Origin of the sequence: Pseudomonas psychrophila HA-4, from assembly GCF_000282975.1 — a bacterium.
GTDB lineage: Bacteria > Pseudomonadota > Gammaproteobacteria > Pseudomonadales > Pseudomonadaceae > Aquipseudomonas > Aquipseudomonas psychrophila_A.
The window spans coordinates 25,697-52,122 of sequence record NZ_ALJC01000123.1; the positions used below are offsets into that span (position 1 = coordinate 25,697).

The following is a 26,426-nucleotide window of genomic DNA, read 5'->3' on the forward strand; positions in this document are numbered from 1 at the left end:
TTTAATACGTAGGAGTTCGTTCAACATGCCGCACTTGTCCCGCCTCAACTCGCTGGCCCTGATGATCGCTCTGGTGATTGGCTCGCCTCTGGCGCTGGCTGCCCAGCCAGTCGCTCAGCCTGCGGCCGCCGCGAGCGCCAAGGCTCCGCTGCCGCTGGAAGAGCTGCGTACATTTGCCGAGGTCATGGACCGCATCAAGGCTGCGTATGTTGAACCTGTGGACGACAAGACCCTGCTGGAGAACGCCATCAAAGGCATGCTCAGCAACCTTGACCCGCACTCAGCGTATCTGGGGCCAGAAGACTTCGCAGAACTGCAAGAAAGCACCAGCGGTGAATTCGGCGGGCTGGGCATAGAAGTCGGCTCTGAAGATGGCAATATCAAAATTGTCTCGCCCATCGACGACACCCCAGCCAGCAAGGCCGGGGTTCAGGCGGGCGATTTCATCGTCAAGATCAATGGTCAGCCCACGCGTGGCCTGAGCATGACCGAAGCGGTCGACAAAATGCGCGGCAAGATCGGGCAAAAGATCACCCTGACTCTGGTGCGCAATGGCGGCACACCGTTCGACGTGACCCTAACCCGCGCCAACATTCAGGTTAAAAGCGTCAAGGCCCAGCTGCTTGAAGACGGCTACGGCTACATCCGCATTACCCAGTTCCAGGTCAAGACCGGCGAAGAAGTCGCCGCTGCGCTGGCCAAACTGCGTAAGGAAAACGGCAACAAAAAACTCAAAGGCATCATCCTTGACCTGCGTAACAACCCTGGCGGCGTGCTGCAATCGGCAGTTGAAGTGGTTGACCATTTCATCACCAAAGGCCTGATTGTCTACACCAAAGGCCGCATCGCCAATTCCGAACTGCGTTTCTCGGCCACCGGCAAAGACCTCAGCGAAGGCGTGCCTTTGGTGGTGTTGATCAACGGCGGCAGCGCGTCGGCGTCGGAGATCGTCGCCGGTGCCTTGCAAGATCAAAAGCGTGGCGTGGTGATGGGCACCACCAGCTTCGGCAAAGGCTCGGTGCAAACCGTGTTGCCGCTGAACAATGATCGGGCATTGAAAATCACCACCGCGCTGTACTTCACCCCCAACGGGCGCTCGATTCAAGCCCAGGGCATCGTGCCAGACATCGAAGTCAGCCGCGCCAAGATCACCCGCGAACAAGACACCGAGTACTACAAAGAGGCCGACCTACAAGGGCACCTCGGCAACGGCAACGGTGGTGCAGACAAACCTACCGGCTCCGGCCCCAAAGCCAAAGCAATGCCACAAGACGATGACTACCAGTTGAGCCAGGCCCTGAGCCTGCTTAAAGGTCTGAGCATCACTCGCGGCAATTAAACGTGCGTTTCGGGTCTGTCTTCGCCCTGCTTTGCTGCCTTTCCGGTGTCGCTCATGCGGCACCGGCAAGCAACACCCAGGCGCCGCACAAGGCTTATCTGAGCCTGATCATCGACGATCTGGGGCAAAACCTGTCGCGTGATCGGCGCGTGCTCGCCTTCCCCGGCCCCGTCACCACAGCGGTAATGCCAGACACCCCGCACGCCGCAGAATTTGCCCGAGAGGCGCACAAGGCTGGCAAGATCGTCATTCTGCACATGCCGATGGACCCGGCGACGGGGCCATTTGCCTGGCACCCTGACCTGCCCCTCGATGAGTTGGCCAAACGCCTCGACGCAGCCTTCAAGGCGGTGCCCTACACCAGCGGCATCAACAATCATGAAGGCAGCCGCATGACTGCTCAGCCGCAAGCAATGGCCTGGTTGATGGGCGAGTTGCAACAACGCCACAAGTTTTTTGTCGACAGCCGAACCAGCGCCAGCACGGTCGCGGCGGCCCAAGCGCAAAAAATTGGGTTGGCCAGCGTTTCGCGGGATGTGTTTCTCGACAACGTGCGCACCGAGCAAGCGATTACCGAACAGCTCAACACGGCCATCAAACACGCCCGAACCCATGGTTCGGTGGTCATGATCGGCCACCCCTACCCGCAAACCCTCGCGGTACTGGAGCGCGAACTGCCCAAGCTGAAGGCGCAAGGCATCGAGTGGATTGATATCAAACAGATGATCGGCGTGCGCAGTAACCAGGCGATGGAAGGCCACGGCAATGACGGAATTTATCGCTGAAAGGCCTCTGTTGAAGCATCTGGGTTAGAGGTAGCGGGCCCGGATCTTATCCACCACACCCTCAGCCTTGAGCTGATCCAGCGCCGTCTGCAACTTAACCACCACTTCGTCAGGCACCTCTTTATTCAACGCCAGATAAAGCTCGGCCCGGTTAAAGCGCAGTACCGTTTTAAAGCCTGAAATACCTACCTGACGCGCCAGAAACTGGCCCGCCGGATCGCCCGTTGCCCAGAGGTCTATTTGCCCGGACAGCAGCTTTCTGGCGTTGTCTTGGTCGCGCAATACAATCACGGGCGTCAAACCCTGCTTCTCTAGAAACAAGGCAATCACATCGCCTTTATAAGCACCGATCCGGTATTGGCGCGCCTGCTCAAGCGAGTTCAAATCAATAGGACTGTTGGCCCTTGCCAGCAACACCCAGTCATCCGGGCCAATCGGACCCACCCACTTGAACAGCTTTTCGCGCTCGGGCACACGTGCCGTGACAAAGACGCCGTAGCCAGGGTTGTCGAGGGCCAAGTTATAGATACGCTCCCAAGGAAAGCGCAACGTCATGCTGTAGCCGATATCGGCCCGTTTGAACGTTTCACGCAGAATATCGACGGCAATGCCTTCAAGATTCTGGTTCTGCGCAAAGTTCTTGCCGTTTTTGGCCATGTTGTAGGGCGGGAAATTTTCTGTCAGCAGCACCAGTGATGGACGCTCAGCTTGGGCTGCAAACACGCTGCTCACCAGCAACATCGTGCAACTGGCAAGCAAGAGACAAAGACGCTTAAACATAACGTTTACCCAAATCCATGGTGAGCAAAGAGTGCCGTGGGCTTGCCATGCTGTCCAGTAGCCTTCGGACTTATGGCAGGAGCGGGTAAAGCGATGAAGCATCAGCGCCCATTGCGGGCGCCGATGGAACGGGGGCTGTTAGCGCACCACAATCCCGCGCTCAGCCATGTAGGCCTTGGCTTCTGGCACGGTGTATTCGCCAAAGTGGAAAATACTCGCGGCCAGTACCGCACTGGCATGGCCTTCAAGAATACCGTCAGCCAAGTGCTGCAAGTTGCCAACACCCCCCGAAGCGATCACCGGGATGCCAAGCGCATCGCTGATCGCACGGGTCACGCCTAAATCGAAGCCGCTTTTCATGCCGTCCTGATCCATGCTGGTCAGCAAGATCTCACCAGCACCCAAGCCCTCCATCTTCATCGCCCACTCGACGGCATCGAGCCCGGTTGGCTTGCGCCCGCCGTGGGTGAAGATTTCCCAGCGCGGGGTTTCGCCAGGCAGCGAGACCTTTTTGGCGTCAATCGCAACCACGATGCACTGCGAGCCAAAATGCTGCGCCGCCTCACCGACAAACTCCGGGTTAAACACCGCCGCAGTGTTGATCGACACCTTGTCGGCGCCCGCATTGAGCAGGTTGCGGATGTCTTGAATGCAGCGCACGCCACCGCCCACGGTCAGCGGGATGAACACCTGGCTGGCCATGCGCTCAACGGTATGCAACGTAGTGTCGCGGCCATCGACGCTGGCGGTAATGTCGAGAAAGGTAATCTCGTCAGCACCTTGCTCGTCATAACGACGGGCGATTTCTACCGGGTCGCCCGCGTCGCGGATGTTCTCGAACTTGACGCCCTTCACGACCCGGCCGTTATCCACGTCCAGGCAAGGGATGATGCGCTTAGCTAACGCCAAAAGCTTAATCTCCGATTAAGAAGCTGCAAGCTTCAAGCTGCAAGTAAAGGCAAAACTCGGTCGCGCTTTAACTTGCGGCTTGAGGCTTATGACTTGAAGCTGGCCGCGTAGCCATCACACAGTGACTGAGCCTCTGCAACATCCAGCGTGCCCTCATAAATTGCGCGGCCAGTAATAGCGCCCACAATGCCCGGCGCCTTGGCGTCCAGCAGGGCTTTGATATCGCCCAGGTTGTGAATGCCGCCCGACGCGATCACCGGGATGCTGGTGGCCGCGGCCAAAGCTGCGGTGAACTCTACGTTACAGCCCTGCATCATGCCGTCTTTAGCGATATCGGTATAAACGATGGCCGATACGCCGTCGGCTTCAAAGCGCTTAGCCAGGTCGATGACCTGCACGTTGCTGACTTCAGCCCAGCCGTCAGTGGCCACGAAGCCATCTTGCGCATCCATGCCGACAATGATTTTGCCGGGGAAGGCACGGCACGCTTCAGCCACGAACTCCGGGTTCTTGACCGCTTTGGTGCCCAGAATCACGTAGCTCACGCCCGCCTTGACGTAGTGCTCGATGGTTTCCAGTGAGCGAATGCCACCGCCAATCTGAATCGGCAGGGGCGGGTAACGCTTGGCAATGGCCGTGACCACGTCACCGTTGACCGGCTGACCTTCAAAGGCGCCGTTCAGGTCCACCAAGTGCAGACGACGGCAACCGCCCTCTACCCATTTAGCAGCCATGCTCACCGGGTCATCGGAGAACACAGTGGAATCTTCCATGCGGCCCTGGCGCAGACGTACACAGGCACCGTCTTTAAGATCGATAGCGGGGATAATTAGCATGCTTTTTCCTTCGTCAAAAGAGCTGCAAGTTGTGGGCTTCAAGCGGCAAGAAAAAGCGCAGTGCAGCCACGCTTTTAACTTGCGGCTTGGTGCTTGAGGCTTGCCGCTGACTTAGTTCTTTTCAAGTGCCCACAGGTCGCTTTCGATGCTCTCGAACCTCTCTTTGAGGTGCGTCTGCACATCGAAAATCGCACGATTGTAGTAATGCGGCGCGATTTCGCGAGTGAACAGCTCAAGGATTTCAGCCGCCTCAAACGAACCCACGTCCAGTTCGAAGCGGTCTTGCATAAAGCGCTTGATCTTGCTGTTGGCTTCGCTCTCTTGCTCGGGAGTGAGCGTGAGAATCGGCGGCTTTTTACGGGGAGCCATTACCAGCGCCCATCCCAAGCCACGAAATTTTCCAGCAACTGCAAGCCATGGGTGTGGCTCTTCTCGGGGTGGAACTGCACCGCGAAACGCGACCCTTCAGCCAGCGCGGCCGCGAAGTCGACGCCGTAATGCCCACCACCCACCACTTGGCGGGGGTTGCCCGCCGCAATGTAGTAGCTGTGCACAAAGTAGAAACGTGCCAGGTCTGGGATGCTGTGCCACAGCGGGTGATCAACCTTCTGTTGCACTTGATTCCAGCCCATGTGCGGCACCTTGAGGTGCTCGCCGTCTTCGTGCAGATCTTTGCCGAAGAACTTCACCTGGCCTGGGAACAGGCCGATGCAGTCAACGCCGCCGTTCTCTTCGCTGCTGTCGAGCAAGGCTTGCATGCCGACGCAGATTCCTAGAAACGGGCGGTCTTGGCTGACCTCACGCACCAGCGAATCGAAACCCAAACGACGAATCTCAGCCATGCAATCGCGAATCGCGCCAACACCCGGGAACACCACGCGGTCAGCTTCGCGAATCACATTGGCGTCACTGGTAATCAGCACCCGACCAGCGCCAACGTGTTCCAGCGCCTTGGCCACCGAGTGCAAGTTACCCATGCCGTAGTCGATAACCGCCACTGTCTGCATCAGAGCACGCCCTTGGTCGATGGCATTTGCCCTGCCATGCGCTCATCGAGCGTGATCGCCATGCGCAGCGCGCGGCCGAAGGCCTTGAACACGGTTTCGATCTGGTGGTGGGTGTTGGTGCCACGTAGGTTGTCGATGTGCAGCGTCACGTTGGCGTGGTTCACGAAGCCCTGAAAGAACTCCTGAAACAGGTCAACGTCGAAACCGCCGACGGTAGCGCGGGTATACGGAATATGCATTTGCAGGCCTGGACGGCCAGAGAAATCGATCACTACGCGCGACAGCGCTTCATCCAGCGGGACATAAGCGTGCCCGTAGCGAGTCATGCCTTTTTTATCGCCGACCGCTTGGTTGAAGGCTTTACCGAGGGTAATGCCGACGTCCTCGACGGTATGGTGATCGTCGATATGCAGGTCGCCTTTGCACTCGATGTCCAGGTCAATCAGCCCATGTCGGGCGATCTGGTCGAGCATGTGCTCAAGAAAAGGCACACCGATATCAAATCGGGCCTTACCGGTACCATCCAAGTTGATCGAGGCTTTGATCTGGGTTTCCAGAGTATCGCGCTCGACTGACGCCTTACGTTCGGCCATCACCAGCTCCGCAAAATCATTGGGCGAAAAAGGTGGCCATTATAGGCACGGGTCAGGCAAACAGAAACATTGAAGGGGATAAGACTGACGTAATGCGTCCAAGGCACCGAACGGCGTAGCAACTGCCGAGCTCCGCGAGGCTGCGTCCGATTGCGAAGCGATCGTAAAACCTGAGATCACGGTCAATATGAAACACCGCACTATCTGGTTTTACGACGGCCCTGCCGCCGGACGCAGCCTCGCGGAGCTCGGCAGCTGCTACGCAATTGCTTTACGACTTAATGAAACAACACCGCCGTTTTCTGCACCGTGACCCACACGCCCCACAACAGGGGAATGCCCACGGCCAGCCAAGCGGCAATGACCATCGGCATGCTGCCCGGTGCCGCACTCCACTCCAGCGAAGTGGTGGCATCGGCGCCTTTGTCATGCCCCAGCGCCTGCTCGGCCGCGAGCTGCGCATCGGTCATGAAGTACTTGTCGGCCACCGGACGCACCAGCAAGTTGCAGAGGAAACCCAGCACCAGCAAGCCCGCCAGGATGTACAACGTGATGTCGTACGCCGCTGCCCGTGGAACGCCGATGCTCAACTGATATTCACGCAGATAGTTGACCAGCACCGGGCCCAACACGCCCGCCGCCGCCCACGCGGTCAACAGGCGACCATGAATCGCGCCAACCATTTGCGTGCCGAACAAGTCCGCCAGATACGCCGGTACCGTGGCGAAACCGCCGCCGTACATCGACAAGATGATGCAGAACGCCGCCACAAACAGTGACACGTTGCCCAAATGACCCAAGTTGGGAATCATCGCGTACAGCGCAAAACCCAGCGCGAAGAACACAAAGTAGGTGTTTTTACGCCCCAGATAGTCGGAGAACGACGCCCAGAAGAACCGACCACCAATGTTGAACAGGCTCAACAAACCGGTGAAACCGGCGGCAATCGCGGCAATTTGCGCCAGTTGCGCGGCATCCAGCTGACTAAACGTCAGGCCGTTACCCAGCAACTTGCCCGCGAACACTTCCTGCAACAACGGCGAAGCCATGCCCAAAATGCCGATACCGGCTGATACGTTCAGGCAGAGCACTAGCCACACCAGCGCAAACTGCGGCGTTTTCCAGGCCACACTCACGTGCACATGGCGCTTGGTGATCATCGCATTAGCGGCTTTGTTGGCCGGGGCAGTCCAGCCTTCAGGCTTCCAGCCGGTCGGCGGCACGCGGTACGACAAAGCACCGCCGATCATGAACACGAAGTAGATCGCCGCCATGGCCACAAAACTCTGCCACACGCCCACGCCATCCGGCCCGGCAAAATGGTTCATCAGTGCCGCTGCCAACGGCGCGCCAACCATGGCCCCGCCACCGAAGCCCATGATCGCCATGCCCGTGGCCATGCCGCGTTTGTCCGGGAACCATTTGATCAGCGTCGACACCGGCGAGATGTAACCCAAGCCCAGGCCGATACCGCCAATCACCCCCGAACCCAGCCACATCAGCCAGATTTGGTGGGTATAAATGCCCAGTGCCGAAATCAGCAAACCGCCGCACCAGCACAGCGCCGACACCACACCGGCCTTGCGTGGCCCCGCATGTTCAAGCCAGCCGCCCCACACGGCTGCCGAGCAACCCAAGAAAATGAAGAACAGGGTGTAGATCCAGCCGAGCATCGAAATCGGCCAGTCGCATTGCGACGAGAACACTTGCGCGATAAAACTCATGTCCGGTGCGCAGGCAACAGGTGCAGTCACACCCACCGCCTTGGACAGCGGCAGCCAGAACACAGAAAAACCGTAGGCCATGCCGATACATAAGTGAATGGCCAACGCAGCGGGCGGAACCAGCCAGCGGTTGAAGCCGGATTTAGCGATGATGCGCTCTTTTGACAAGAACGCAGGCTGTGAGGCAAGGCTGCCCGCAGCGGTGCTGTTTGTCATGTTTGTCTCCCCCATGGATGAAGTGATTTTCCAGACGCGCTAAACCCCCGACTTTGACGCGTTGCAGCGAGAGTCATTTTGTTGGGTTCAGTTCATGGCGCGGCAATGCGCGGCCGAAGGTCTGGAAAACAGACGAAGATTACCATCTGAGCGTAGGCCAACGCCCCAACTGATGCGGTGTTAAATAACCAAACTGATCAGTCGCGATCCACCGCCCAGTCGGTTGGCGCCTGGGGCTATACTCTGCGGCTAAATTTAAAACTCCCCTTCACACAGACTTACAAGGACTCGCCCATGAAAGCGTTCGGCAAAATCCTGGGTCTGGTGCTTCTCGGATTGTTGCTGATCATCGTGGCGCTGGGCTTTGCCCTGAGCCATCTGTTCGACCCCAACGATTACAAAGACGAGATCCGCCAGATAGCCCGTGACAAAGCTCATATTGAGCTGACTCTCAATGGCGACATCGGCTGGAGCCTCTTCCCGTGGCTAGGCCTGGAGTTGCACGACGCCAGTGTGGCGACCCTTGCCGCCCCGACCCAACCTTTTGCCGACCTGCAAATGCTGGGTCTGTCAGTGCGCGTGCTGCCACTGCTGCGCAAAGAAATACAAATGAGCGACGTGCGAGTCGAAGGCCTGAACCTGCGCCTGACCCGCGATAAAGACGGGCGCGGCAATTGGGAAGACATCGGTAAACCAGCGCCAGCCGCAGCCGGTACCGAAACAGCGGACAACACCAAGCCCGCGCCTGCCACCCCCGAAGCCGCCAGCCAGCCGCTGAAACTCGATATCGACAGCTTGACCGTGAACAATGCCCGCGTTGAATACAATGACGAGCAAAGCGGCCAACAGCTCAGCGCCGAGAGCATACAGATGAGCACCGGCCCGATTCATGAGGCCACCAGCACCCCGGTCAAATTGACGGCCTTCCTGGGCACCAATAAGCCTGTGATGCGAGTCAAAACTGAACTCGATGGCAAGCTGCGCTTTGACCGCGTGCTTAAGCGCTATCAGTTCGAAGACATGAAGCTGGTGGGCGAAGCCGCTGGCGAGCCGCTGCAAGGCAAAACCGTGAACTTCTCAGCTTCCGGCCAACTTTTGGTCGATCTGGCTGCGAACGTCGCCGAGTGGAGCAGCTTGAAGATTTCCGCCAACCAACTGCGCGCCATTGGTGAACTCAAGGCTAACAGCCTAGACACGACCCCACAGGTCAGCGGCGGTCTGTCGATTGCCCAGCTTGATCTGGCCAAGTTCCTCGACAGCGTCGGTCAGCCCTTGCCTGCCATGGCGCCGGGCAGCCTGAGCAAATTCGAATTAGTGACCCGCCTATCGGGTACGCCAACCAGCGTGACCTTTGACGATCTCAAACTGAATGTCGATGACAGCACCTTCACCGGCCGCATCGCCGTCGAAGACTTCGCCAAACAAGCCCTGCGTATTCAGCTCAAAGGCGACACGTTCGACGCTGATCGCTACCTGCCGCCCAAGTCGGCGCAAGCCAATGGCGCCGCCGCTGCTCGCCAGGCTGAAGTACAGGGCAGCGAGGCCAGCGCGTTGACCGCATCAGGCGACAGCCCGCTGCCAGAAGCCCCGACCAAAAGCGGCTGGAGCACGGCCAAAATCATCCCCGTGGCCCACCTCAAAACCCTGGACCTGAATGCTGACATCAGCTTTGGCCAACTGACCCTCAGCAAGTTGCCGATCCAGAATGCGGTGCTCAAAGCCAACAGCAAAGACGGCGTGCTGACCCTCGAAAACCTGAGCGGCGGTCTCTACAAAGGCACTTTCGCAGCCAACGGCAGCCTAGACGTGCAACCCATCCAGCCGCTGGTCAAACTGCAAACCCGCATCACCCATGTACCGGTCGAGAAGATCCTGCAGAGCCAGGGCCAAAAACCACCCGTGACCGGCTTACTGACCCTCAACAGCAACGTCACCGCCAGCGGCAACAGCCAGAGCGCCTTGATTCAAAGCCTTAATGGCAACGCCAGTTTTGCGCTCAACAACGGCGTGTTGCTCAATGCCAACATTGAACAACAACTGTGCAAAGGCATCTCCATCCTCAACCGCAAAACCCTGAGCGGCGCCCCGCTGGCCAAAGACACGCCGTTCAAGGAGCTGAAGGGCAGCCTGGTGTTCCGTAATGGCGTGGCCAGTAACCCAGACCTGATCGTGCGTATTCCCGGCCTGAGCGTAAAAGGCGATGGCGACATCGACCTGCGCGTATTGGGCATGGATTACCGCATCGGCATCACCCTGGAAGGCGACACCAACCCGATCCCGGACCCGGCTTGCCAGATTGGCAAAAACTTTGTCGGCATTGAACTCCCACTGCTGTGCCGTGGCCCGCTGGAACTGGGCGCCAAGGCGTGCCGTCTGGACAAGGACGGCCTGGGCAAAGTTGCCGCCAAAGCAGCGGGCAACAAACTGAGCGAGAAACTGGAAGAGAAACTCGGCGACAAAGTCAGTCCAGAACTCAAAAACGCGCTCAAAGGGCTGTTCAACCGATGAGAGATGAGCAATTCGCAAGCGCCGTGCTGGACTGGTATGACCAACACGGCCGCCATGATTTGCCTTGGCAACAGGGCATCACCCCCTACCGGGTGTGGGTCTCGGAAATCATGTTGCAACAGACACAAGTCAGCACCGTGCTCAGTTATTTCGACCGATTCATGGCGTCTCTGCCCACTGTCGAAGCGCTGGCGAACGCCCCCGAAGACGAAGTGCTGCACCTGTGGACAGGGCTCGGTTACTACACCCGCGCCCGCAATTTGCAAAAGACCGCGAAAATCGTCGTTGAGCAATACGCCGGCGAATTCCCCCGGGACGTCGAAAAACTGGTCGAGCTGCCCGGCATTGGCTTGTCCACCGCCGGAGCCATCGCCAGCCTGAGCATGGGCCTGCGTGCGCCGATCCTCGACGGCAACGTCAAACGCGTGCTTGCACGTTTTACCGCGCAAGAGGGCTACCCCGGCGAGCCCAAGGTCGCCAAACAACTGTGGGCCACCGCCGAACGCTTCACGCCCCATGACCGGGTCAACGCCTACACCCAGGCAATGATGGACATGGGCGCTACGCTCTGCACCCGCAGCAAACCCAGTTGCCTGCTATGCCCAGTCCAAATCCACTGCGAAGCGCACATGCTCGGCCTGGAAACGCGCTACCCGATCCCCAAGCCGCGCAAGACCGTCCCGCAAAAGCGCACGCTGATGCCGATGCTGGCCAATGCCGAGGGCGCAATTCTGCTGTACCGGCGCCCCTCGACCGGTTTGTGGGGAGGCTTGTGGAGCCTGCCAGAGCTGGATGACCTCAATGACATCGAACACTTGGCGCAGCAACACTCGCTGGCCGTGGGTGCGCAACATGAACTGCCCGGCCTGACCCACACCTTTAGCCATTTTCAACTGGCCATCGAACCTTGGCTGATCCACGTCAAGGAGTCGGGCCATCACGTGGCCGAGGCCGATTGGCTCTGGTATAACCTCGCCACCCCGCCGCGCCTGGGCCTTGCTGCCCCGGTCAAGAAGCTGCTCAAACGAGCCGCCGACCTATTACACGCAGGAGAGACCTCATGACCCGCACCGTTATGTGCCGCAAATACAAAGAAGAACTGCCCGCCCTTGAGCGCGCCCCATTCCCGGGCACCAAAGGTCAGGACATTTTTGACCACGTCTCGGCCAAAGCGTGGGCTGACTGGCAAAAACACCAAACATTGCTGATCAACGAAAAGCGTTTGAACATGATGAATGCCGAAGATCGAAAATATTTGCAGGGTGAGATGGATAAGTTCTTCAGCGGCGAAGAATACGCCCAAGCAGAAGGCTACGTTCCGCCGACCGAATAAACCCCGGTTTTAAAGGGTTTGGCCCGTAAGCGACGGTAATAATTAAATATTTTTGAAAAAAGTGTTTGACGGGTAATCGAAAAAGGCTTCTAATGCGCCCCGTTGCCCAGATAGCTCAGTCGGTAGAGCAGGGGATTGAAAATCCCCGTGTCGGCGGTTCGATTCCGTCTCTGGGCACCACATTCAGTTTTGATGTGGTGTTCACACCACCTCAAAGCACACAAAAAACCCGCCTAGTGCGGGTTTTTTGTTGGGCGCGATTTATACCCGGTGGCGCCACCTCTCTTGGCGATTGCAAAGAGATGGGGTTCAATCCTCTCTTCAGCCTGCAAAGGACACACGTTCATGTCATCGCCCAAAAAACAGCAAAAGAATGCGCAGCGGGCCAAATCCAAAGCCAAGCAGAATCGTGTTGGCAAACCGGCCAAGGCATCGGCCGCGACCTTGATCGACAACCCATTCGATGACGTCAAAATCGATCTCAGCACGTTTAACTTTCAGGACATCCTCGACAACGGCTTTGACCCGACCGATTACGACGATTTGTTCCAGGTCATGAAAGCCGCCGAAGCCATCAACCTGCAAACGATGTGCACCGTGTTCCTGCAATACCCGGTGCTGGAGTTGGTGATCTCGGAAGAGGAAGAAGAGCCCGCCACTGACTTTTTGATGGGCCTGTTGATCGAATACCGCATTGCCATCCACGGCGACGACGAAGACAGCGCTGTGGCTTGGATAGAAACCCCGGCCTTCCAGAAAGCCTACGTCGAAGCCTCCCGCGTGCTGCAAGAGCGCAACACCCGGAGCGCGCACTGACCGCAGCACTGGCCCAACCTGTCAGCCGGGCGTTTACTGAGCCCGCTGCTGACACGCGTGTGCGGTTACTTTCCAGGCAAACGCCTAGGCTGGCTCGAAGACACCCCGGCTGGCGTGGTCAAAGACTGGTGCGGCCTGAGCACGCGCTTTGAACGCCTCCCTAGCGCACGCACGCTTACCACCCTGCCCTTTTCATCCGTCACAGCTAAAACCCTCGCTATCAGCCTTAGCGACGATCCTTTCGGCACCGTGGCGGCCATCCAGCGCTTGCTCGGTTACGTCAGCGCCAGCCCTCGTACGCATTTGCGTATAGCCCCGCAAGAAATCGGCGCAAAAGCCATCGGTCATCTCGCGTTTTTCCATAGCCGTTTTCAGAGCACCTTGTGGCCGATTGCCTTGCAATGGTTGCGACACGGGGAATTGGCAGAGGGAATGCCGGGGCAGCTCGCTCCTACAGGGATTAGCGATTGCCAAGCGATTGCGTCAGCGCTAGAGTCCGCTGCGTCGCGGTCAATCCCGTGACCGGGTGTAGGAACCTGATAAAAAGTTGGCGCGTAGCGCCCAAGACTGTCTCTCCGGCGTTTTTTTATGCCTGAGATAACGCTCTATGGCAGCTGTGTGCGGGCAGACTTCGGTCTGGCCGGGTGCCAACTTTCCCGGTATTCCTACCCCGTACATGGCTGCCACCCAATCCCGTAGGAAGGACCGTGTCAGCTCTTACTAAAAAAGTTGGAGAACAACATGACTCAATTCACCACCACCGCCCTCTCGTTCCACGAAAGCGGGCGCGATCACTTATTGTTCAGTGTCACGCCTAACATTCCTGCCATTGACGCCTTGCACAGCGCCTCTGAGCTTCTGCCTGCCGCCGTCCACTCACTAGACGCCGCAACCACCGGCACCGCCCTAATCGACGCGCATCAAGCCTTCCTGCTGTGCCACGCCCTGCGCGCGACCAAAGCGACGGTCGACTCACTGATTTCGGCCGCCTAAACCACACGCCTAATAGAAGGGCCTGCGCGGCGAGTTAAACCTCACTGGTTAGCACACCCTTCGGGCTTGTACACCCGCGCAGTCGACGGCGGGTTCTTTGCCAGCTTGCTCGCCGGTCGACGCGGGCGGGCCAGTAATTCACCCCCGCAGTTAGGGCACAGCCCGCCTAATTTCTGCTCCACGCAGGTCGCGCAAAAGGTGCACTCAAATGAGCAAATCCGCGCTTGAGCGGACTCTGGCGGCAGGTCGCAATCACAGCATTCGCAATTGGGGCGTAATTCGAGCATGTGGACCTCATCGTCATCAAAAAAACTTTCTTCTTTGCATTTAAGCCGCTTCCCGCAAAAAGCCAACCGCTAATTGCTCATGGCAAATTAATTGCACTTTTTCGATCTGGTGAATTCAGATACTTATGAGCGCTGTCTCAAAGGCGCACACAGAGAGCCATGTCACCCTGCATGCCACACGAACTGAATACCCCGCCCGCCCCCTCGGTCCTTGCCGAGCTGCGCGCTGGCACTCACACCCTGCATGTTGCGCTTGAGCAACGCCTGCCATTTTTCTCAGACAGCCTTGATCTGCCGTTCTACAGGCGTCTGTTGGCAGCTTATTTCGGGTTCTATCAGGCAATAGAGCACGAACTGCAACGCAGTGCATCGATCCCGCCTGGCTTTGATCTTCACGCTCGGCTCAAGGCCCCCGCACTGGAGCAAGACCTGCAGGCTCTGGGCATCAATCCTAAGGCGCTGGCGCTGTGCCCGATGCTTCCGGCATTGAACAGCCAAGCCCGCGTGCTAGGGGTTTTGTATGTACTGGAAGGCGCCACCTTGGGTGGCAATGTCTTGCGTAAACACGTGGCTGAGCACTTGGCGCTGGAGGCCCACAACGGCTGCGCCTTTCTTTACATTTATGGCGAAGCCACTGGCCGCAACTGGAAGTCTTTTATGGATTTTCTAAGCGCCGTGCCGCTGGACGCCCAGGCACGCAATGCAGCCGTTGAAGCGGCCTGTTCCACTTTTAGCTGTTTCGAGCAGTGGCTCGAACGTCAGGAGGTGCTGTTATGAACCCACTCGATACGCAAGCCTTCGAAACCTTGCTGACCAATTGTGCCGACGAGCCGATTCGCTTTCCGGGCGCCATTCAGCCCCACGGCCTGTTGATGACCTTGTCTGAACCCGACCTGCGCATTCAGCAAATCAGCGCCAACGTTGAGACATTGTTCGGTCTGTCACCCGCCGCGTTACTGAATCAGCCGCTGTCGACGCTCACCGGCCAGCAGGCCGCGGCCGCCGTGCAGCAGGCGGCACATTTTGCCGAGCAAGTCGATGCGCCGCCGCTGGAACTGACCCTGCAAGGCATCGACTACGAAGGACTGTTGCACAGAGACAAAGGCATTTTGATTCTGGAGCTTGAGTTAAAGCCCGATGACGTCGAGCTGATAGGCACGATGGCCAAGGTGCGTAACTTGAGTCGCGTGTTGCAGCGCTTGCAAGCCGCCAAAACACTGCCCGCGCTGTACGAGATTTGTGTCACCGAGATTCAGTCGCTGACCGGATACGACCGCGTCTTGATCTATCGTTTTCAGGAAGAGGGCCACGGCCAAGTCATCGCAGAGGCATCGGCCCCGTCGATGGAGCTGTTCAATGGGATGTTTTTCCCGGCCTCTGACATCCCGGAACAGGCACGCGAGCTGTATCGCACGCATTGGCTGCGCATCATCCCCAACGCTGACTACAAGCCGGTTGAGCTGGTGCCAACGCTGCGTCCCGACACTCAACAACCGCTGGACCTCAGCGGTGCGACGTTACGCAGCGTGTCGCCGATTCACTGTCAGTACATGAAAAACATGGGCGTGCTGTCGTCCATGAGTATTTCGTTGATGGATGGCGAGCGGTTGTGGGGCCTGATCAGTTGCGGTCATCGCACGCCGCTGCACGTCTCGCACGAGTTGCGCATGGCCTGCCAAACCATCGGCCAAGTGCTGTCGCTACAGATCAGCGCCTTGCAAACCCTAGAAATCAATCGCCAGCGCGACGCTAAAGTGGACGCATTGGTACGCCTGAACAGCGCCATGGTACAAGGCCCGGAAAACGTGTTTGACGGCCTGGCACAAGAACACAAGGTGTTGATGGAACTGACCCAGGCGAGTGGCGTGGCCATTCTCGAAGGCAACGTGTTGCACCGGTATGGCCAATGCCCGCAACCCGATCAAATCCGCGATCTGTACCAATGGCTCAAGCACGACGACGCTGCGGTGTTTTCCACCCACAGCCTGTCGACCTTGTATGCGCCAGCGGCTGTGTACAAAGACATTGCCAGCGGCCTGCTGGCCATGAGCCTGCCCAAACCTGTGGATAACGCGGTGCTGTGGTTTAGGACCGAGGTCAAAGAAAGCATCCCTTGGAGCGGCGACCCGCAAAAGCCGCTTAATCTGGAGACGAGCGCTAAAGGCTTGCGCTTGAGCCCCCGCACGTCGTTCGAGTTATGGAAGGTCGAAATGGACGGCATCTCTAGTAAATGGAGCCATGGCGACCTGTTCGCGGCCAACGATCTGCGCCGCTCGGCGCTGGAAAATGACCTGGCGCGTCAGGTTCATCGCGAACAGCAAGCCGTGCGCGCTCGGGACGAACTGGTGGCGGTGGTATCCCACGACCTGCGCAACCCTATGACGATCATCTCGATGCTCTGCGGGATGATGCAAAAAACCTTCAGCAGTGACGGCTCGCATGCCTCAAGGCGCATCACCACGGCCATTGACACCATGCAACAGGCCAGCAGCCGCATGAATATTCTGCTGGAAGACCTGCTGGACACCTCCAAGATCGAAGCTGGCCGCTACACGATCTCTGCACAATCGCTGGACGTGACGCAGATTTTTGAAGAGGCGCTGTCGTTACTGATGCCTCTGGCGACGGAAAAGTCGGTTGAGCTGACCTTCAGCACCGAACCCAACCTGCGGATCAACGCCGACCCTGAGCGACTCTTTCAGGTGCTGTCCAACCTGATCAGTAATGCGATCAAGTTCACCCCCGCGGACGGCAAAATTGTGGTGGCGGCCATGTCCAATGGTGATGACATTGTGTTTAGCGTACGCGACTCAGGAAAAGGGATTTGCGCTGAGCAACTGCCTCACATCTTTGATCGCTACTGGACTGCAAAAGAAGGCAACGCCTCTGGCACGGGCCTTGGGCTGTATATCTCGCAAGGCATCATCAAGGCGCATGGCGGCCAGTTGCTGGCCGAGAGTACGCCGGGCAAAGGCAGTGAGTTCCGCTTTACGGTGCCCAGAATCGAGTAACCGCTGACCGTAATTCATGCCGACAAAAAAGGCCGCCCTCTCGAAAGAGGGCGACCTTTATTTTGTACTCAACCTTGAGGGCCGTCCTGGCCTCAGTTCAGTACCGTTGCCCCCGCTTTCTCGATGCGGCGCCGACGTGCAACCAATAGGCCCGCCAGCACGACCAGAATGCTCAACAAACCGGTGGCCATGATTTCAGCCTGATGCTCTGGCTGGAACAGCATGAGGGTCAGAATGGCCACGATGAACACGATTACCGCCCAGGTCAGACCCGGGAACAACCACATCTTGAAATCAATTTTCTCGCCGTTTGCAACGCGTTTTTTGCGCATACGCAGTTGCGAAATAGCGATCACCAAGTACACCAACAGTGCGATGGCGCCGGAGCTGGCGAGCAAGAATTCAAACACAGCAGCGGGTGCCACGTAGTTAGCAAACACCGCCACAAAAGCTGCGCCTGTAGACATCATCACTGCCCAGTAAGGCGTGCCGCTGCCGTTGGTGCGCTTGGCAACTGCCGGTGCGTCACCGCGCTTGCTCAGGGAGAAGAGCATCCGCGAGGCCGTGTAGAGCGCCGAGTTCAGGCAACTGGTTACAGCGATCAACACCACAATGTCGACGATCAGTTTGGCATTCGGGATGCCCATGCTGACGAGTGCGGTCTGATAAGAGCCGAGGCTAGGCAGGCTTGGGTCGTTCCAAGGCACCAAGGACACAACGATGAAGATCGACACCAGGTAGAACAAGCCAATACGCCAGATCACCGAATTGGTGGCCTTGGTGATTTGCTTGCTAGGTTCTTTAGATTCCGCCGCCGCGATGGTGACGATTTCAGTGCCCATAAACGAGAACATGGTGGTCAGCATGGCGGCCAGTACAGCGCCCATGCCATTGGGCATAAAGCCGATGGTGTCGACTAGGTGCGAAACGCCACTGACTTGACTGGTCGGTAGCACGCCGAAAATGGCCAGCGCACCCAGAACAATGAAGCCCACAATCGCCAGCACTTTGATCAGCGCAAACCAGAACTCAAACTCGCCGTAGTTCTTGACGCTGAACAGGTTAGTCACCGTCAGTAACATTGTGATAACCAGGGTAAACACCCAAATCGCTGTGCCCGGGAACCACGCATGCAGGATGGTACCGGCGGCAACGGCTTCCAGCGGGATAACCAGCACCCAGAACCACCAGTAAAGCCAGCCAATGGTAAAACCGGCCCAATGCCCGATGGCACGGTCGGCGTACGTGGAGAACGAACCGGTGTCCGGCGAGGCAACGGCCATTTCGGCCAGCATGCGCATCACCAGCACCACTAACGTGCCGGCTGCGGCATAGGCCAGCAGCACAGCAGGGCCCGCTTGGGCAATCGCGTGTCCTGAGCCGACAAACAAGCCGGCGCCGATAACTCCAGCGATTGACAGCATCGTCACATGCCGCGGCTTGAGCCCTTGCTCAAGACCGTTAGAGGATTGCGTATTGCTCATTGGGACTACCTTTGCAGTGAAAGCCATTCCGAGCGCCGCGCTTGATTACCTTCTCGTAAAAAGTAACCAACGGGGCGTTTATAATTATTTACGCAATAAATGAGCCAAAATGTGACACATGCACGGTTTACGCGGGCTACGACGAATCTGTGCTCTTATTGCAACCTATTGAGAGTAATGGCTTTTCGCCAATTTGTTACCGTAACACTCAGTAACACGACGTCTCGCGCACCAAAAATACCCAAAAATTCCCATATGGCCCAAAACCGGTGCACATGTTTGACCTTTAGTAGGTTCGTGCTTCCAACACAGGGCTAAAACTGGCACCATCGCGACCTTTTTTACGCGACACCTGTCTGGTCAAACGGCAAAACACGGGGTCGGTTGTTGTCGGCGCGACAGTCAGCTGTAGCGATGCGACACACGACCACTCTTCTGCCTTATGCGCCTGGGGGGCGGCTGGTTGCCTTGGCGACCCTATGCTAGCTTGGCCATCGCCAGGAAGGCCCCCCAATAGCAGGATCGCACCCGAACACAATGAGGACCGCACATGGCTTTGGCCACGCCCGCGCTTGAAATCCGCAACTTGCATAAACGCTACGGAGAGCTTGAGGTACTCAAAGGTATCTCGCTGACCGCACGCGACGGCGACGTGATCTCGATCCTGGGCTCTTCCGGTTCCGGCAAGTCCACTCTGCTGCGTTGTATCAACCTGTTGGAAAATCCGCACGACGGCCAAATTTTGGTCGCCGGAGAAGAACTCAAGCTCAAGAAAGCCAAAAATGGCGAACTGGTTGCCGCTGATGGCAAACAGATCAACCGCATGCGCAGCGAACTGGGTTTTGTGTTTCAAAACTTTAATCTGTGGCCGCACATGACCATCCTCGACAACGTGATCGAGGCACCGCGTCGCGTGCTGGGTCAGAGCAAGGCCGAGGCCATCGAAGTGGCCGAAGCGTTGCTGGCCAAGGTGGGTATCGCTGAAAAGCGTCATGCCTACCCGTCTGAATTGTCTGGCGGCCAGCAGCAACGCGCCGCCATCGCTCGCACCTTGGCCATGCAACCTAAAGTCATTCTGTTTGATGAGCCCACATCAGCACTTGACCCAGAAATGGTCCAGGAAGTACTTAGTGTGATCCGCGCGCTCGCCGAAGAAGGTCGCACTATGCTACTGGTCACCCACGAAATGGGTTTTGCCCGTCAGGTGTCCACTGAAGTCGTGTTTTTGCACCAAGGCTTGATCGAAGAGCAAGGGTCGCCTGAACAGGTTTTTGATAACCCGGTTTCAGCGCGCTGCAAACAATTCATGTCCAGCAATCGCTAACGGAGCAATACGCATGCAGAACTATAAAAAACTTCTCCTGGCTGCTGCCGCCACCTTGGTGTTCAGTGCTAATGCCTTGGCTGTTGAAAAACTGAAAATGGGTATCGAAGCGGCCTACCCGCCGTTTAACAACAAAGACGCCAGCGGTACCGTTGTAGGCTTCGACAAAGACATCGGCGAGGCGCTGTGCGCCAAGATGAAAGTTGAATGCGAAGTGGTCACCTCCGATTGGGACGGCATCATCCCGGCGCTGAACGCCAAGAAATTCGACTTCCTGATTTCTTCGCTGTCGGTTACCGATGAGCGCAAGCAAGCGGTCGACTTCACCGATCGTTATTACTCGAACATGCAGCAGTTCATTGCCCCGAAAAACGTCGACTTCAAATATGACAAAGCGTCGTTGAAAGGCAAAACCATCGGTACCCAACGTGCAACCCAAGCCGCCACATGGCTGGAAGATACCTATGGCGATGACATCTCCATCAAATTGTATGACACCCAAGAAAACGCTTACCTTGACCTGACTTCGGGTCGGCTCGACGCAATTCTGGCCGACAAGTACGCCAACTATGAATGGCTGAAAAGCAAAGACGGCACAGATTACGAGTTCAAAGGTGAGCCTGTTCAAAAAGATGAAGTCGCCATCGCTGTACGCAAAGGCGACCCTCTTCGCGCGAAGCTGAACCTCGCCCTCAAGGAAATCATTGAGGACGGCACGTACAAGAAGATCAACGACAAGTATTTCCCGTTCAGCATCTACTGACCTGCCTGACCGGTGCTGCCTTGCGCAGCGCCGGTCCCTAGCAAAGCCTGCCTAACCCATGACTATCGACTTATACGGATTCGGCCCGCTGCTGGCTGCTGGCGCGCTGATGACCGTCAAACTGGCACTCAGTGCGCTGTGCTTGGGCCTGGTGCTCGGGTTGCTCGGTGCACTGGCTAAAACGTCGCCTTACAAGCCATTCAGATGGCTCGGCGGCACTTATTCAACGTTGGTTCGCGGTGTGCCGGAACTGCTGTGGGTGTTGCTGATTTATTTCGGCAGCGTGAACGCAGTGCGTGCCCTCGGCGAACTGATCGGCATGCCCGACCTTACCCTCAGCGCCTTCGCGGCCGGGGTTCTCGCATTGGGCCTGTGTTTTGGCGCGTATGCGACCGAAGTGTTTCGTGGCGCCATTCTGGCCATTCCTAAAGGCCACCGCGAAGCGGGCATGGCATTGGGTCTGTCCAAGCCGCGGATTTTCACCAAGTTGGTGCTGCCACAAATGTGGCGTATCGCCCTGCCCGGCCTGGGCAACTTGTTCATGATTTTGATGAAAGACACCGCGCTGGTCTCCGTGATCGGTCTGGAAGAAATCATGCGCCAAGCGCAAAACGCGGTGACCTTCACCAAACAACCCTTCACCTTCTATATGGTGGCTGCCGTGATGTACTTGGGCCTGACCATTTTGGCCATGGGCACTCTGTACGTGCTTGAAAGACGCGCAGCGCGCGGCTTCGCGAGGAGAACGTAATGGTGTGGGAGCTTTTACTCAAGTGGCTGCCCAAGCTGATCCAGGGTGCAACCCTGACGCTGGAGCTGACCGCCCTTTCAGTCATCGCCGGTTTGATTCTGGCGATTCCGCTGGGCATCGCCCGCTCATCCAAGCTGTGGTACGTGCGCTCGCTGCCTTACGGGTACATCTTTTTCTTTCGCGGCACCCCGCTGCTGATTCAGCTCTTTTTGGTCTATTACGGCCTAGGGCAATTTGAAGTCGTACGCGAGAGTGTCTTGTGGCCCTACCTGCGCAGCCCGTTCTGGTGTGCAGTGCTGACCATGACCCTGCACACAGCCGCTTATATCGCAGAAATTTTGCGCGGCGCTATTCAGGCCATTCCGCCGGGTGAAATCGAAGCCGCACGCGCCTTGGGCATGTCTCGCTTCAAAACCCTGGTACACATCATGCTGCCGCGTGCTGCGCGCATCGGCCTGCCGGCGTACAGCAACGAAGTAATCCTGATGCTCAAGGCCAGCTCGCTGGCGAGTACCGTGACCTTGCTGGAACTGACCGGCATGACCCGCACCATCATTGCCCGTAACTACCAGACGGTAGATATGTTCCTGATCGCCGGGGTGATCTACCTGGTCATGTCGTTTGTACTGATTCAGGGTTTCAAGCTGCTGGAGCGCTGGTTGCGCGTCGATGCCTGCCAAGGTCGCTGATCCTCAGGGCGAGCCACTGCTCGCCCACTTTGAGGCGCTGGACACGTTCTTACGTGAACACCAGCACCTGTGGCGCCCACGGCCCTTCACCCAACTGAAGATGCCGTGGGAAGCCCAACACCCAGAACTCTCCGAGTGGTTGCGCCAGCGTTCGTTGCAAGACGCTGAAGACAGCCACAACCAGCCGCACGCTTTAGACGCACCTGCGCCGTTTCCTGAGCTGGCGGCCACCGCCTTTGCCCTCTGCGCCATAGACCGTTTGCCCATACACGCCTTATCGCCAGCCGCCCCGCGCTTGCAGGTGGACGTGCCCGGTCGCAAATGGCAGCAAATTGAAGCCTTCGCCCAGAGCCTGAGCTTTAAACAGGCGCCCACTCACTGGCTGGACTGGTGTGCGGGCAAAGGGCATTTGGGGCGTCGGTTATTAAACGCCGAGCAGCAACTGACCTGTCTCGAATACGACCCGGCGCTGATCGACGCTGGCCAGGCGCTGAGTCAGCGTCATCAGTTAAACGCCCGGCATGTGCAGCAAGACGTGCTCGCTGCTAACGCCTCGCTGCAACTGCAACCCGGCATGACCCCGGTAGCGTTGCATGCGTGTGGTGATTTGCACGTGCGCTTGCTGCAACTGGCCAGCGCAGCAGGCTGTGCACAACTGGCAATCTCGCCGTGCTGCTACAACCGCATCAGTGCCGCGCAGTATCAGCCGTTATCCACAGCAGCCAACGCCTCAACGTTGCAGTTATCGCCGCTAGACCTAAGCCTACCGATGAGCGAAACCGTGACTGCAGGCAGCCGCGTACGGCGCCAGCGCGATGAGTCGATGGCACGGCGCTTGGGGTTTGATGCGCTGCAACGGCAGTTGCGCCAGTGCGACGACTACTTATCCACACCCTCGTTGCCCAGTACGTGGTTGAGCAAGCCGTTTGCGCAGTATTGCGAGGACTTGGCTGCGCTGAAAAACTTATCCACAACCGGCCACGAGGATTGGGCAGCCCTTGAAGCAGCGGGCTGGGCGCGGCTGACGCAGGTACGCAATCTGGAGCTAGTACGCGGGCTGTTTCGTCGCCCGCTAGAACTGTGGCTGGTGCTGGATCGGGCGTTGTACCTGCGCGAGCAAGGCTACGACGTGCAGGTGGGCGAGTTTTGCGACAGCCACCTCACGCCACGCAATCTGATGGTGATTGCGCAGCGCTGTGGGTAACTTGAAAACAGCCCTCACCCCAACCCTCTCCCTCCGGAGTGGCTAGGGTGAGGGGCTGCTAAGACCCCCGGTACGTCGAGAACCCATAAGGGCTGAGCAACAACGGGATGTGATAGTGCTGGTCGGCATTCTTCACTTCAAATATCACCGGGATTTCAGGGAAGAATGTCTCATGACCGGTTTTCTTGAAGTACTCGCCCGTTTTAAACACGACCCGATACTCACCGGCTTCAAACGCTTGCTTAGCCGGGAACAATTCGCCAATGCGGCCTTGCTCGTTAGTGACGCCCAGCGCCAGCGGCTGCCAGTTCTGGCCGACGTGTTTTTCCAGGGTCACGTTGACGCCCGGTGACGGCAAGCCGTTTTCCAAGTTCAGCACGTGCACGCTCAACGGGTTACCCGCGGCCAGTGCGACACTCGAAATAGCACTCAGGCTCAGGGCTGCCAAGGTGGTTCGTAATCTATTCATGATTCATCCTCCGGGGTTAATTACGCTGTGTGGCCAAGCCAATTTGTTGAGCCGCGCTCATGGCGCAGCCTTCGTCTTGCTCGGCGCCGCCCGCTCCAGCCACGCCGAGAGAGCCCACCAATTCACTGTCAGCAAACAACGGCACGCCGCCGCCCAGCAGCAACAGTTCTGCGATGGAACTGAGGTTGGCGGCTTCGGGGTTGTTGCGGGCGCGCTCGGCAAACTGCCGGGTCGGGGTTTTGGTCGAGAGTGCGGTGTAGGCCTTGCGCTGGCTGGCCAGCAGGTTATGCGGCCCAACACCCTCCGGGCGCATTGCAACCAAGACGTTGCCCCCGCGATCCAGCACGCTCAGCGCGCCAGTGCAGTGCTTGAGCGTGGCGTCGGCCAATTGGCGGGCTGTGGCCAAGTCCAGATCGGCATGGCGCGGTAAATTGGGCGCTGCCTGAGCGGCGCCAGCAACGCCAACCGCAGTCCACAACAGCAAGGTTTTCAGCATCATGGGCAAGCTCCTGTTCTAAGGACGCCACCTTAACCAGTCCCCCCCGTCAGAACCCCGTCAGTTGAATTACAAGTTTGTAATAGGCAACGTCACAGAAGGCGCCTAGCCTGTGACCACGATTGATCGAGGTGTGCGATGCGTTTGTTAGTGGTTGAAGATGAAGCCAAGACGGCTGACTTCCTGGCCAAGGGCCTTAGAGAGTCAGGCTTTGCGGTGGATGTGGCGCTGAACGGGCTGGACGGGCGTTATTTCATTGAGCAGCAGGAATACGACCTGATCATCCTGGATGTGATGCTCCCGGGGCTCAATGGCTGGCAGCTATTGCAACTGATTCGCCAGCGCTCAGCCACGCCGGTGCTTTTTTTGACCGCCAAAGACGCTATCGAAGACCGCGTGCGCGGCCTTGAGCTGGGCGCTGACGATTACCTGCTCAAGCCCTTCGCGTTTGCCGAACTGCTGGCCCGCGTACGCACCTTGCTGCGCCGTGGCCCGATGCGCGAGGCCGAGTCCTACAGCATTGCCGACCTGGAAATCGACGTACTGCGCCGACGCGTCAGCCGGGGTGGTCAGCGCATTAGCCTGACCAACAAGGAGTTCGCGCTGCTGCACTTGCTGGCCAGCCGCCAGGGCGAAGTGTTATCGCGCACCTTGATCGCCTCCCAGGTCTGGAACCTGAATTTCGACAGCGATACCAACATGGTCGAAGTTGCTGTGCGCCGCCTGCGCGCCAAGGTTGACGACCCGTACATGCCCAAACTTATCCACACCGTGCGCGGCGTCGGCTATCAGTTGGACGCGCCCGATGACTAACTCCATCGCCTGGCGACTGGCCCTGGCAATTGCCTTAACCTGCGCGCTGGTGCTAAGCGCTGTCGGCGTTTTTCTGTACCGCTCGCTGGCCTCGGAGTTGACCTTTCGCGACGACATGGCGCTGCTCGGGCGCCTTGAACACGTGCGCGCCCTGCTGCACGACAGCGACAGCCTCGAAGCCTTGCAAGAACGCCCGCGGCTGTATCAAAACATGCTGGGCAATCTCGACAGCGTGCTGCTAGTGAAGCGCGGCGATGGCAGCGCGGTCATCACGATCAACCCGCGCCAGCTCGCCTTGCCCACCCTGGAGCCTCTGGCTCAAGAACGATTACCCAAGCGTGCCGATGTTCAGACGGTGAACAACGTCGCCCTGCTCACCGGCACCGCACAAGGGCCTGCGGGCGAACCCCTGAGCGTGACGGTGGGCAAATGGCTTGAAGAGCGCGAGCAAATGCTCGCCAGTTACCGTCTGCGCTTGTACATGGCCGTCGGGTTTGGTGCCGTGCTCGCGTTTGGCCTCGGTCTGTTGCTGTTGCGGCGCGGCCTCAAACCGCTGCGTCAACTGGCGCAGGCCATGCGCGGCATCAACCCGCGCAGCCTTGATCAACGCATGCCCGTCGACAACATACCCACGGAATTGAAAGAGCCGGTACAAGCGCTAAATGCCATGCTGACGCGCCTTGAAGACAACTTTGCGCGGCTGTCACAGTTCTCGGCCGACCTGGCCCATGAAATCCGCACGCCACTGCATAACTTACTGGGCAGCAACAGCTTGGCGCTCAACCAACCGCGCAGCACGGTTGAATACCAAGAAGTGCTGGCGTCCAACATTGAAGAATACGAGCGACTCAATCGTATGGCTGAAAGCCTGATGTTTCTGGCGCGGGCCGAACATGGCCAACGGCCCTTGCAACTGCAAACACTGGATTTACAGCGTGTGGGCGATGAACTCTGCGATTACTTCGAAGCCCTGGCGGATGACCGTGAGCTGCGGCTCGACAACCAGCTCAACGGCACGTTAAACGTCGATCAACATTTGCTGCAACGGGCGCTGGGTAACCTGCTGGCCAATGCCGTGCGGCATGCCGATCCGGGCAGCCGCTTGAGCCTGCGGCGTCGCGATGACACCGACTATTGCTGGGTTGGCGTACACAACATGGGCTCGCCGATAGAGGCGCAGCATGTGCATAAGTTATTTGACCGGTTTTACCGGGTCGACCCGTCGCGCGCGCAACCGGGCGATTCGGGTGGGTTGGGATTAGCAATAGTGAAATCGATCATGCACCTGCACGGCGG

27 protein-coding genes, 1 tRNA gene and 1 pseudogene are annotated in these 26,426 nt (G+C 58.0%); 18 read left to right on the top strand and 11 right to left on the bottom strand.

All coding sequences use genetic code 11. The features are described from left to right. Positions 1-25 precede the first annotated feature (25 nt). Positions 26-1,339 carry a S41 family peptidase gene (locus tag B347_RS0121430; RefSeq protein ID WP_019411750.1) on the top strand — a complete coding sequence of 438 codons (1,314 nt, stop codon included), beginning with the start codon at positions 26-28 and terminating at the stop codon, positions 1,337-1,339. A gap of 2 nt (positions 1,340-1,341) precedes the next feature. Continuing rightward, positions 1,342-2,124: a divergent polysaccharide deacetylase family protein gene (locus B347_RS0121435; RefSeq protein ID WP_019411751.1), complete on the top strand. Its 783-nt coding sequence runs from the start codon at positions 1,342-1,344 to the stop codon at positions 2,122-2,124. A 24-nt stretch (positions 2,125-2,148) separates the two neighbouring features. Here B347_RS0121435 and B347_RS0121440 read toward each other — a convergent pair whose 3' ends face one another. The 7 genes from B347_RS0121440 to B347_RS0121475 all read right to left on the bottom strand — a co-directional run bounded on the left by B347_RS0121440 (position 2,149) and on the right by B347_RS0121475 (position 8,189). After that, the gene (locus tag B347_RS0121440) at positions 2,149-2,904 is read right to left on the bottom strand and encodes a substrate-binding periplasmic protein (RefSeq protein ID WP_019411752.1); all 756 of its coding nucleotides are present in this window, start codon (positions 2,902-2,904) and stop codon (positions 2,149-2,151) included. Between the two features lie 138 nt (positions 2,905-3,042). Next, positions 3,043-3,813: an imidazole glycerol phosphate synthase subunit HisF gene (gene hisF, locus B347_RS0121445; RefSeq protein ID WP_003438568.1), complete on the bottom strand. Its 771-nt coding sequence runs from the start codon at positions 3,811-3,813 to the stop codon at positions 3,043-3,045. Positions 3,814-3,899: 86 nt separating this feature from the next. Then, positions 3,900-4,649, bottom strand: coding sequence for a 1-(5-phosphoribosyl)-5-[(5-phosphoribosylamino)methylideneamino]imidazole-4-carboxamide isomerase (gene hisA, locus B347_RS0121450; RefSeq protein WP_019411753.1), 750 nt, complete (start codon positions 4,647-4,649; stop codon positions 3,900-3,902). 111 nt (positions 4,650-4,760) lie between these two features. Then, complete coding sequence (locus B347_RS0121460; protein WP_019411755.1) at positions 4,761-5,018, bottom strand: DUF2164 domain-containing protein; 258 nt, start codon at positions 5,016-5,018, stop codon at positions 4,761-4,763. Then, the gene (gene hisH, locus B347_RS0121465; RefSeq protein ID WP_019411756.1) at positions 5,018-5,656 is read right to left on the bottom strand and encodes an imidazole glycerol phosphate synthase subunit HisH; all 639 of its coding nucleotides are present in this window, start codon (positions 5,654-5,656) and stop codon (positions 5,018-5,020) included. Before hisH ends, B347_RS0121460 begins: the two co-directional genes overlap by 1 nt. After that, complete coding sequence (gene hisB, locus B347_RS0121470; protein ID WP_019411757.1) at positions 5,656-6,249, bottom strand: imidazoleglycerol-phosphate dehydratase HisB; 594 nt, start codon at positions 6,247-6,249, stop codon at positions 5,656-5,658. Before hisB ends, hisH begins: the two co-directional genes overlap by 1 nt. Before the next feature lie 278 nt (positions 6,250-6,527). Then, positions 6,528-8,189, bottom strand: a complete 1,662-nt coding sequence (locus B347_RS0121475) for an OFA family MFS transporter (RefSeq protein WP_019411758.1) — start codon at positions 8,187-8,189, stop codon at positions 6,528-6,530. Between the two features lie 294 nt (positions 8,190-8,483). Here B347_RS0121475 and B347_RS0121480 point away from each other — a divergent pair, with 294 nt between their 5' ends. The 7 genes and pseudogenes from B347_RS0121480 (at position 8,484) to B347_RS0121510 (ending at position 13,839) form a co-directional block, all read left to right on the top strand. Further along, the gene (locus B347_RS0121480) at positions 8,484-10,697 is read left to right on the top strand and encodes an AsmA family protein (RefSeq protein WP_019411759.1); all 2,214 of its coding nucleotides are present in this window, start codon (positions 8,484-8,486) and stop codon (positions 10,695-10,697) included. Next, positions 10,694-11,761 carry an A/G-specific adenine glycosylase gene (mutY, locus tag B347_RS0121485; protein WP_019411760.1) on the top strand — a complete coding sequence of 356 codons (1,068 nt, stop codon included), beginning with the start codon at positions 10,694-10,696 and terminating at the stop codon, positions 11,759-11,761. Before B347_RS0121480 ends, mutY begins: the two co-directional genes overlap by 4 nt. Continuing rightward, on the top strand, positions 11,758-12,030 hold the full coding sequence (locus B347_RS0121490) for an oxidative damage protection protein (protein ID WP_019411761.1): 273 nt from the start codon (positions 11,758-11,760) through the stop codon (positions 12,028-12,030). The genes mutY and B347_RS0121490 overlap by 4 nt, the downstream gene beginning before the upstream one ends. A gap of 104 nt (positions 12,031-12,134) precedes the next feature. After that, positions 12,135-12,210: transfer RNA gene (locus B347_RS0121495), tRNA-Phe, on the top strand. 165 nt (positions 12,211-12,375) lie between these two features. Next, entirely contained in the window at positions 12,376-12,846 is a 471-nt protein-coding gene (locus B347_RS0121500; RefSeq protein WP_019411762.1) for a hypothetical protein, read from the top strand. A 39-nt stretch (positions 12,847-12,885) separates the two neighbouring features. Next, positions 12,886-13,368: pseudogene (locus B347_RS25275) on the top strand (hypothetical protein); the annotation flags it as partial. A 219-nt stretch (positions 13,369-13,587) separates the two neighbouring features. Then, complete coding sequence (locus B347_RS0121510) at positions 13,588-13,839, top strand: DUF3077 domain-containing protein (RefSeq protein ID WP_019411764.1); 252 nt, start codon at positions 13,588-13,590, stop codon at positions 13,837-13,839. Positions 13,840-13,880: 41 nt separating this feature from the next. Here B347_RS0121510 and B347_RS26175 read toward each other — a convergent pair whose 3' ends face one another. Further along, on the bottom strand, positions 13,881-14,126 hold the full coding sequence (locus B347_RS26175) for a DUF1272 domain-containing protein (RefSeq protein ID WP_081498333.1): 246 nt from the start codon (positions 14,124-14,126) through the stop codon (positions 13,881-13,883). Between the two features lie 171 nt (positions 14,127-14,297). On the opposite strand from B347_RS26175, the gene B347_RS0121515 reads away from it, so the two are divergent. After that, positions 14,298-14,903 carry a biliverdin-producing heme oxygenase gene (locus tag B347_RS0121515; protein WP_019411765.1) on the top strand — a complete coding sequence of 202 codons (606 nt, stop codon included), beginning with the start codon at positions 14,298-14,300 and terminating at the stop codon, positions 14,901-14,903. Continuing rightward, positions 14,900-17,137, top strand: coding sequence for an ATP-binding protein (locus B347_RS0121520; RefSeq protein WP_019411766.1), 2,238 nt, complete (start codon positions 14,900-14,902; stop codon positions 17,135-17,137). The genes B347_RS0121515 and B347_RS0121520 overlap by 4 nt, the downstream gene beginning before the upstream one ends. A gap of 92 nt (positions 17,138-17,229) precedes the next feature. Here the strand turns inward: B347_RS0121520 and gabP are convergent, their stop codons facing one another. Further along, on the bottom strand, positions 17,230-18,621 hold the full coding sequence (gabP, locus tag B347_RS0121525; RefSeq protein WP_019411767.1) for a GABA permease: 1,392 nt from the start codon (positions 18,619-18,621) through the stop codon (positions 17,230-17,232). Positions 18,622-19,171: 550 nt separating this feature from the next. Between gabP and B347_RS0121530 the strand changes: the two genes are divergently transcribed. Genes B347_RS0121530 through B347_RS0121550 form a run of 5 tightly spaced genes read left to right on the top strand, consistent with a single transcriptional unit; the run spans position 19,172 to position 23,352 of the window. Then, positions 19,172-19,945 carry an ABC transporter ATP-binding protein gene (locus B347_RS0121530; RefSeq protein ID WP_019411768.1) on the top strand — a complete coding sequence of 258 codons (774 nt, stop codon included), beginning with the start codon at positions 19,172-19,174 and terminating at the stop codon, positions 19,943-19,945. A gap of 13 nt (positions 19,946-19,958) precedes the next feature. Then, positions 19,959-20,708, top strand: a complete 750-nt coding sequence (locus B347_RS0121535) for a transporter substrate-binding domain-containing protein (RefSeq protein ID WP_019411769.1) — start codon at positions 19,959-19,961, stop codon at positions 20,706-20,708. 58 nt (positions 20,709-20,766) lie between these two features. Next, positions 20,767-21,459, top strand: a complete 693-nt coding sequence (locus B347_RS0121540) for an ABC transporter permease (protein WP_019411770.1) — start codon at positions 20,767-20,769, stop codon at positions 21,457-21,459. Continuing rightward, positions 21,459-22,148, top strand: coding sequence for an ABC transporter permease (locus B347_RS0121545; RefSeq protein ID WP_019411771.1), 690 nt, complete (start codon positions 21,459-21,461; stop codon positions 22,146-22,148). Before B347_RS0121540 ends, B347_RS0121545 begins: the two co-directional genes overlap by 1 nt. Next, positions 22,129-23,352 (top strand): methyltransferase, encoded by a 1,224-nt coding sequence (locus tag B347_RS0121550; RefSeq protein ID WP_019411772.1) that lies wholly within the window; start codon positions 22,129-22,131, stop codon positions 23,350-23,352. The genes B347_RS0121545 and B347_RS0121550 overlap by 20 nt, the downstream gene beginning before the upstream one ends. A gap of 58 nt (positions 23,353-23,410) precedes the next feature. Here the strand turns inward: B347_RS0121550 and uraH are convergent, their stop codons facing one another. Together uraH and B347_RS0121560 are read right to left on the bottom strand one after the other, a co-directional pair. Then, entirely contained in the window at positions 23,411-23,821 is a 411-nt protein-coding gene (gene uraH, locus B347_RS0121555) for a hydroxyisourate hydrolase (protein ID WP_019411773.1), read from the bottom strand. 16 nt (positions 23,822-23,837) lie between these two features. Then, positions 23,838-24,320: a GlcG/HbpS family heme-binding protein gene (locus B347_RS0121560; RefSeq protein ID WP_019411774.1), complete on the bottom strand. Its 483-nt coding sequence runs from the start codon at positions 24,318-24,320 to the stop codon at positions 23,838-23,840. Positions 24,321-24,455: 135 nt separating this feature from the next. Between B347_RS0121560 and B347_RS0121565 the strand changes: the two genes are divergently transcribed. Together B347_RS0121565 and B347_RS0121570 are read left to right on the top strand one after the other, a co-directional pair. Beyond that, on the top strand, positions 24,456-25,130 hold the full coding sequence (locus B347_RS0121565) for a heavy metal response regulator transcription factor (RefSeq protein WP_019411775.1): 675 nt from the start codon (positions 24,456-24,458) through the stop codon (positions 25,128-25,130). Further along, positions 25,123-26,426, top strand: a 1,304-nt coding sequence (locus B347_RS0121570; RefSeq protein WP_019411776.1) for a heavy metal sensor histidine kinase, incomplete at its 3' end; no start/stop codon positions are given. The genes B347_RS0121565 and B347_RS0121570, both read left to right, overlap by 8 nt.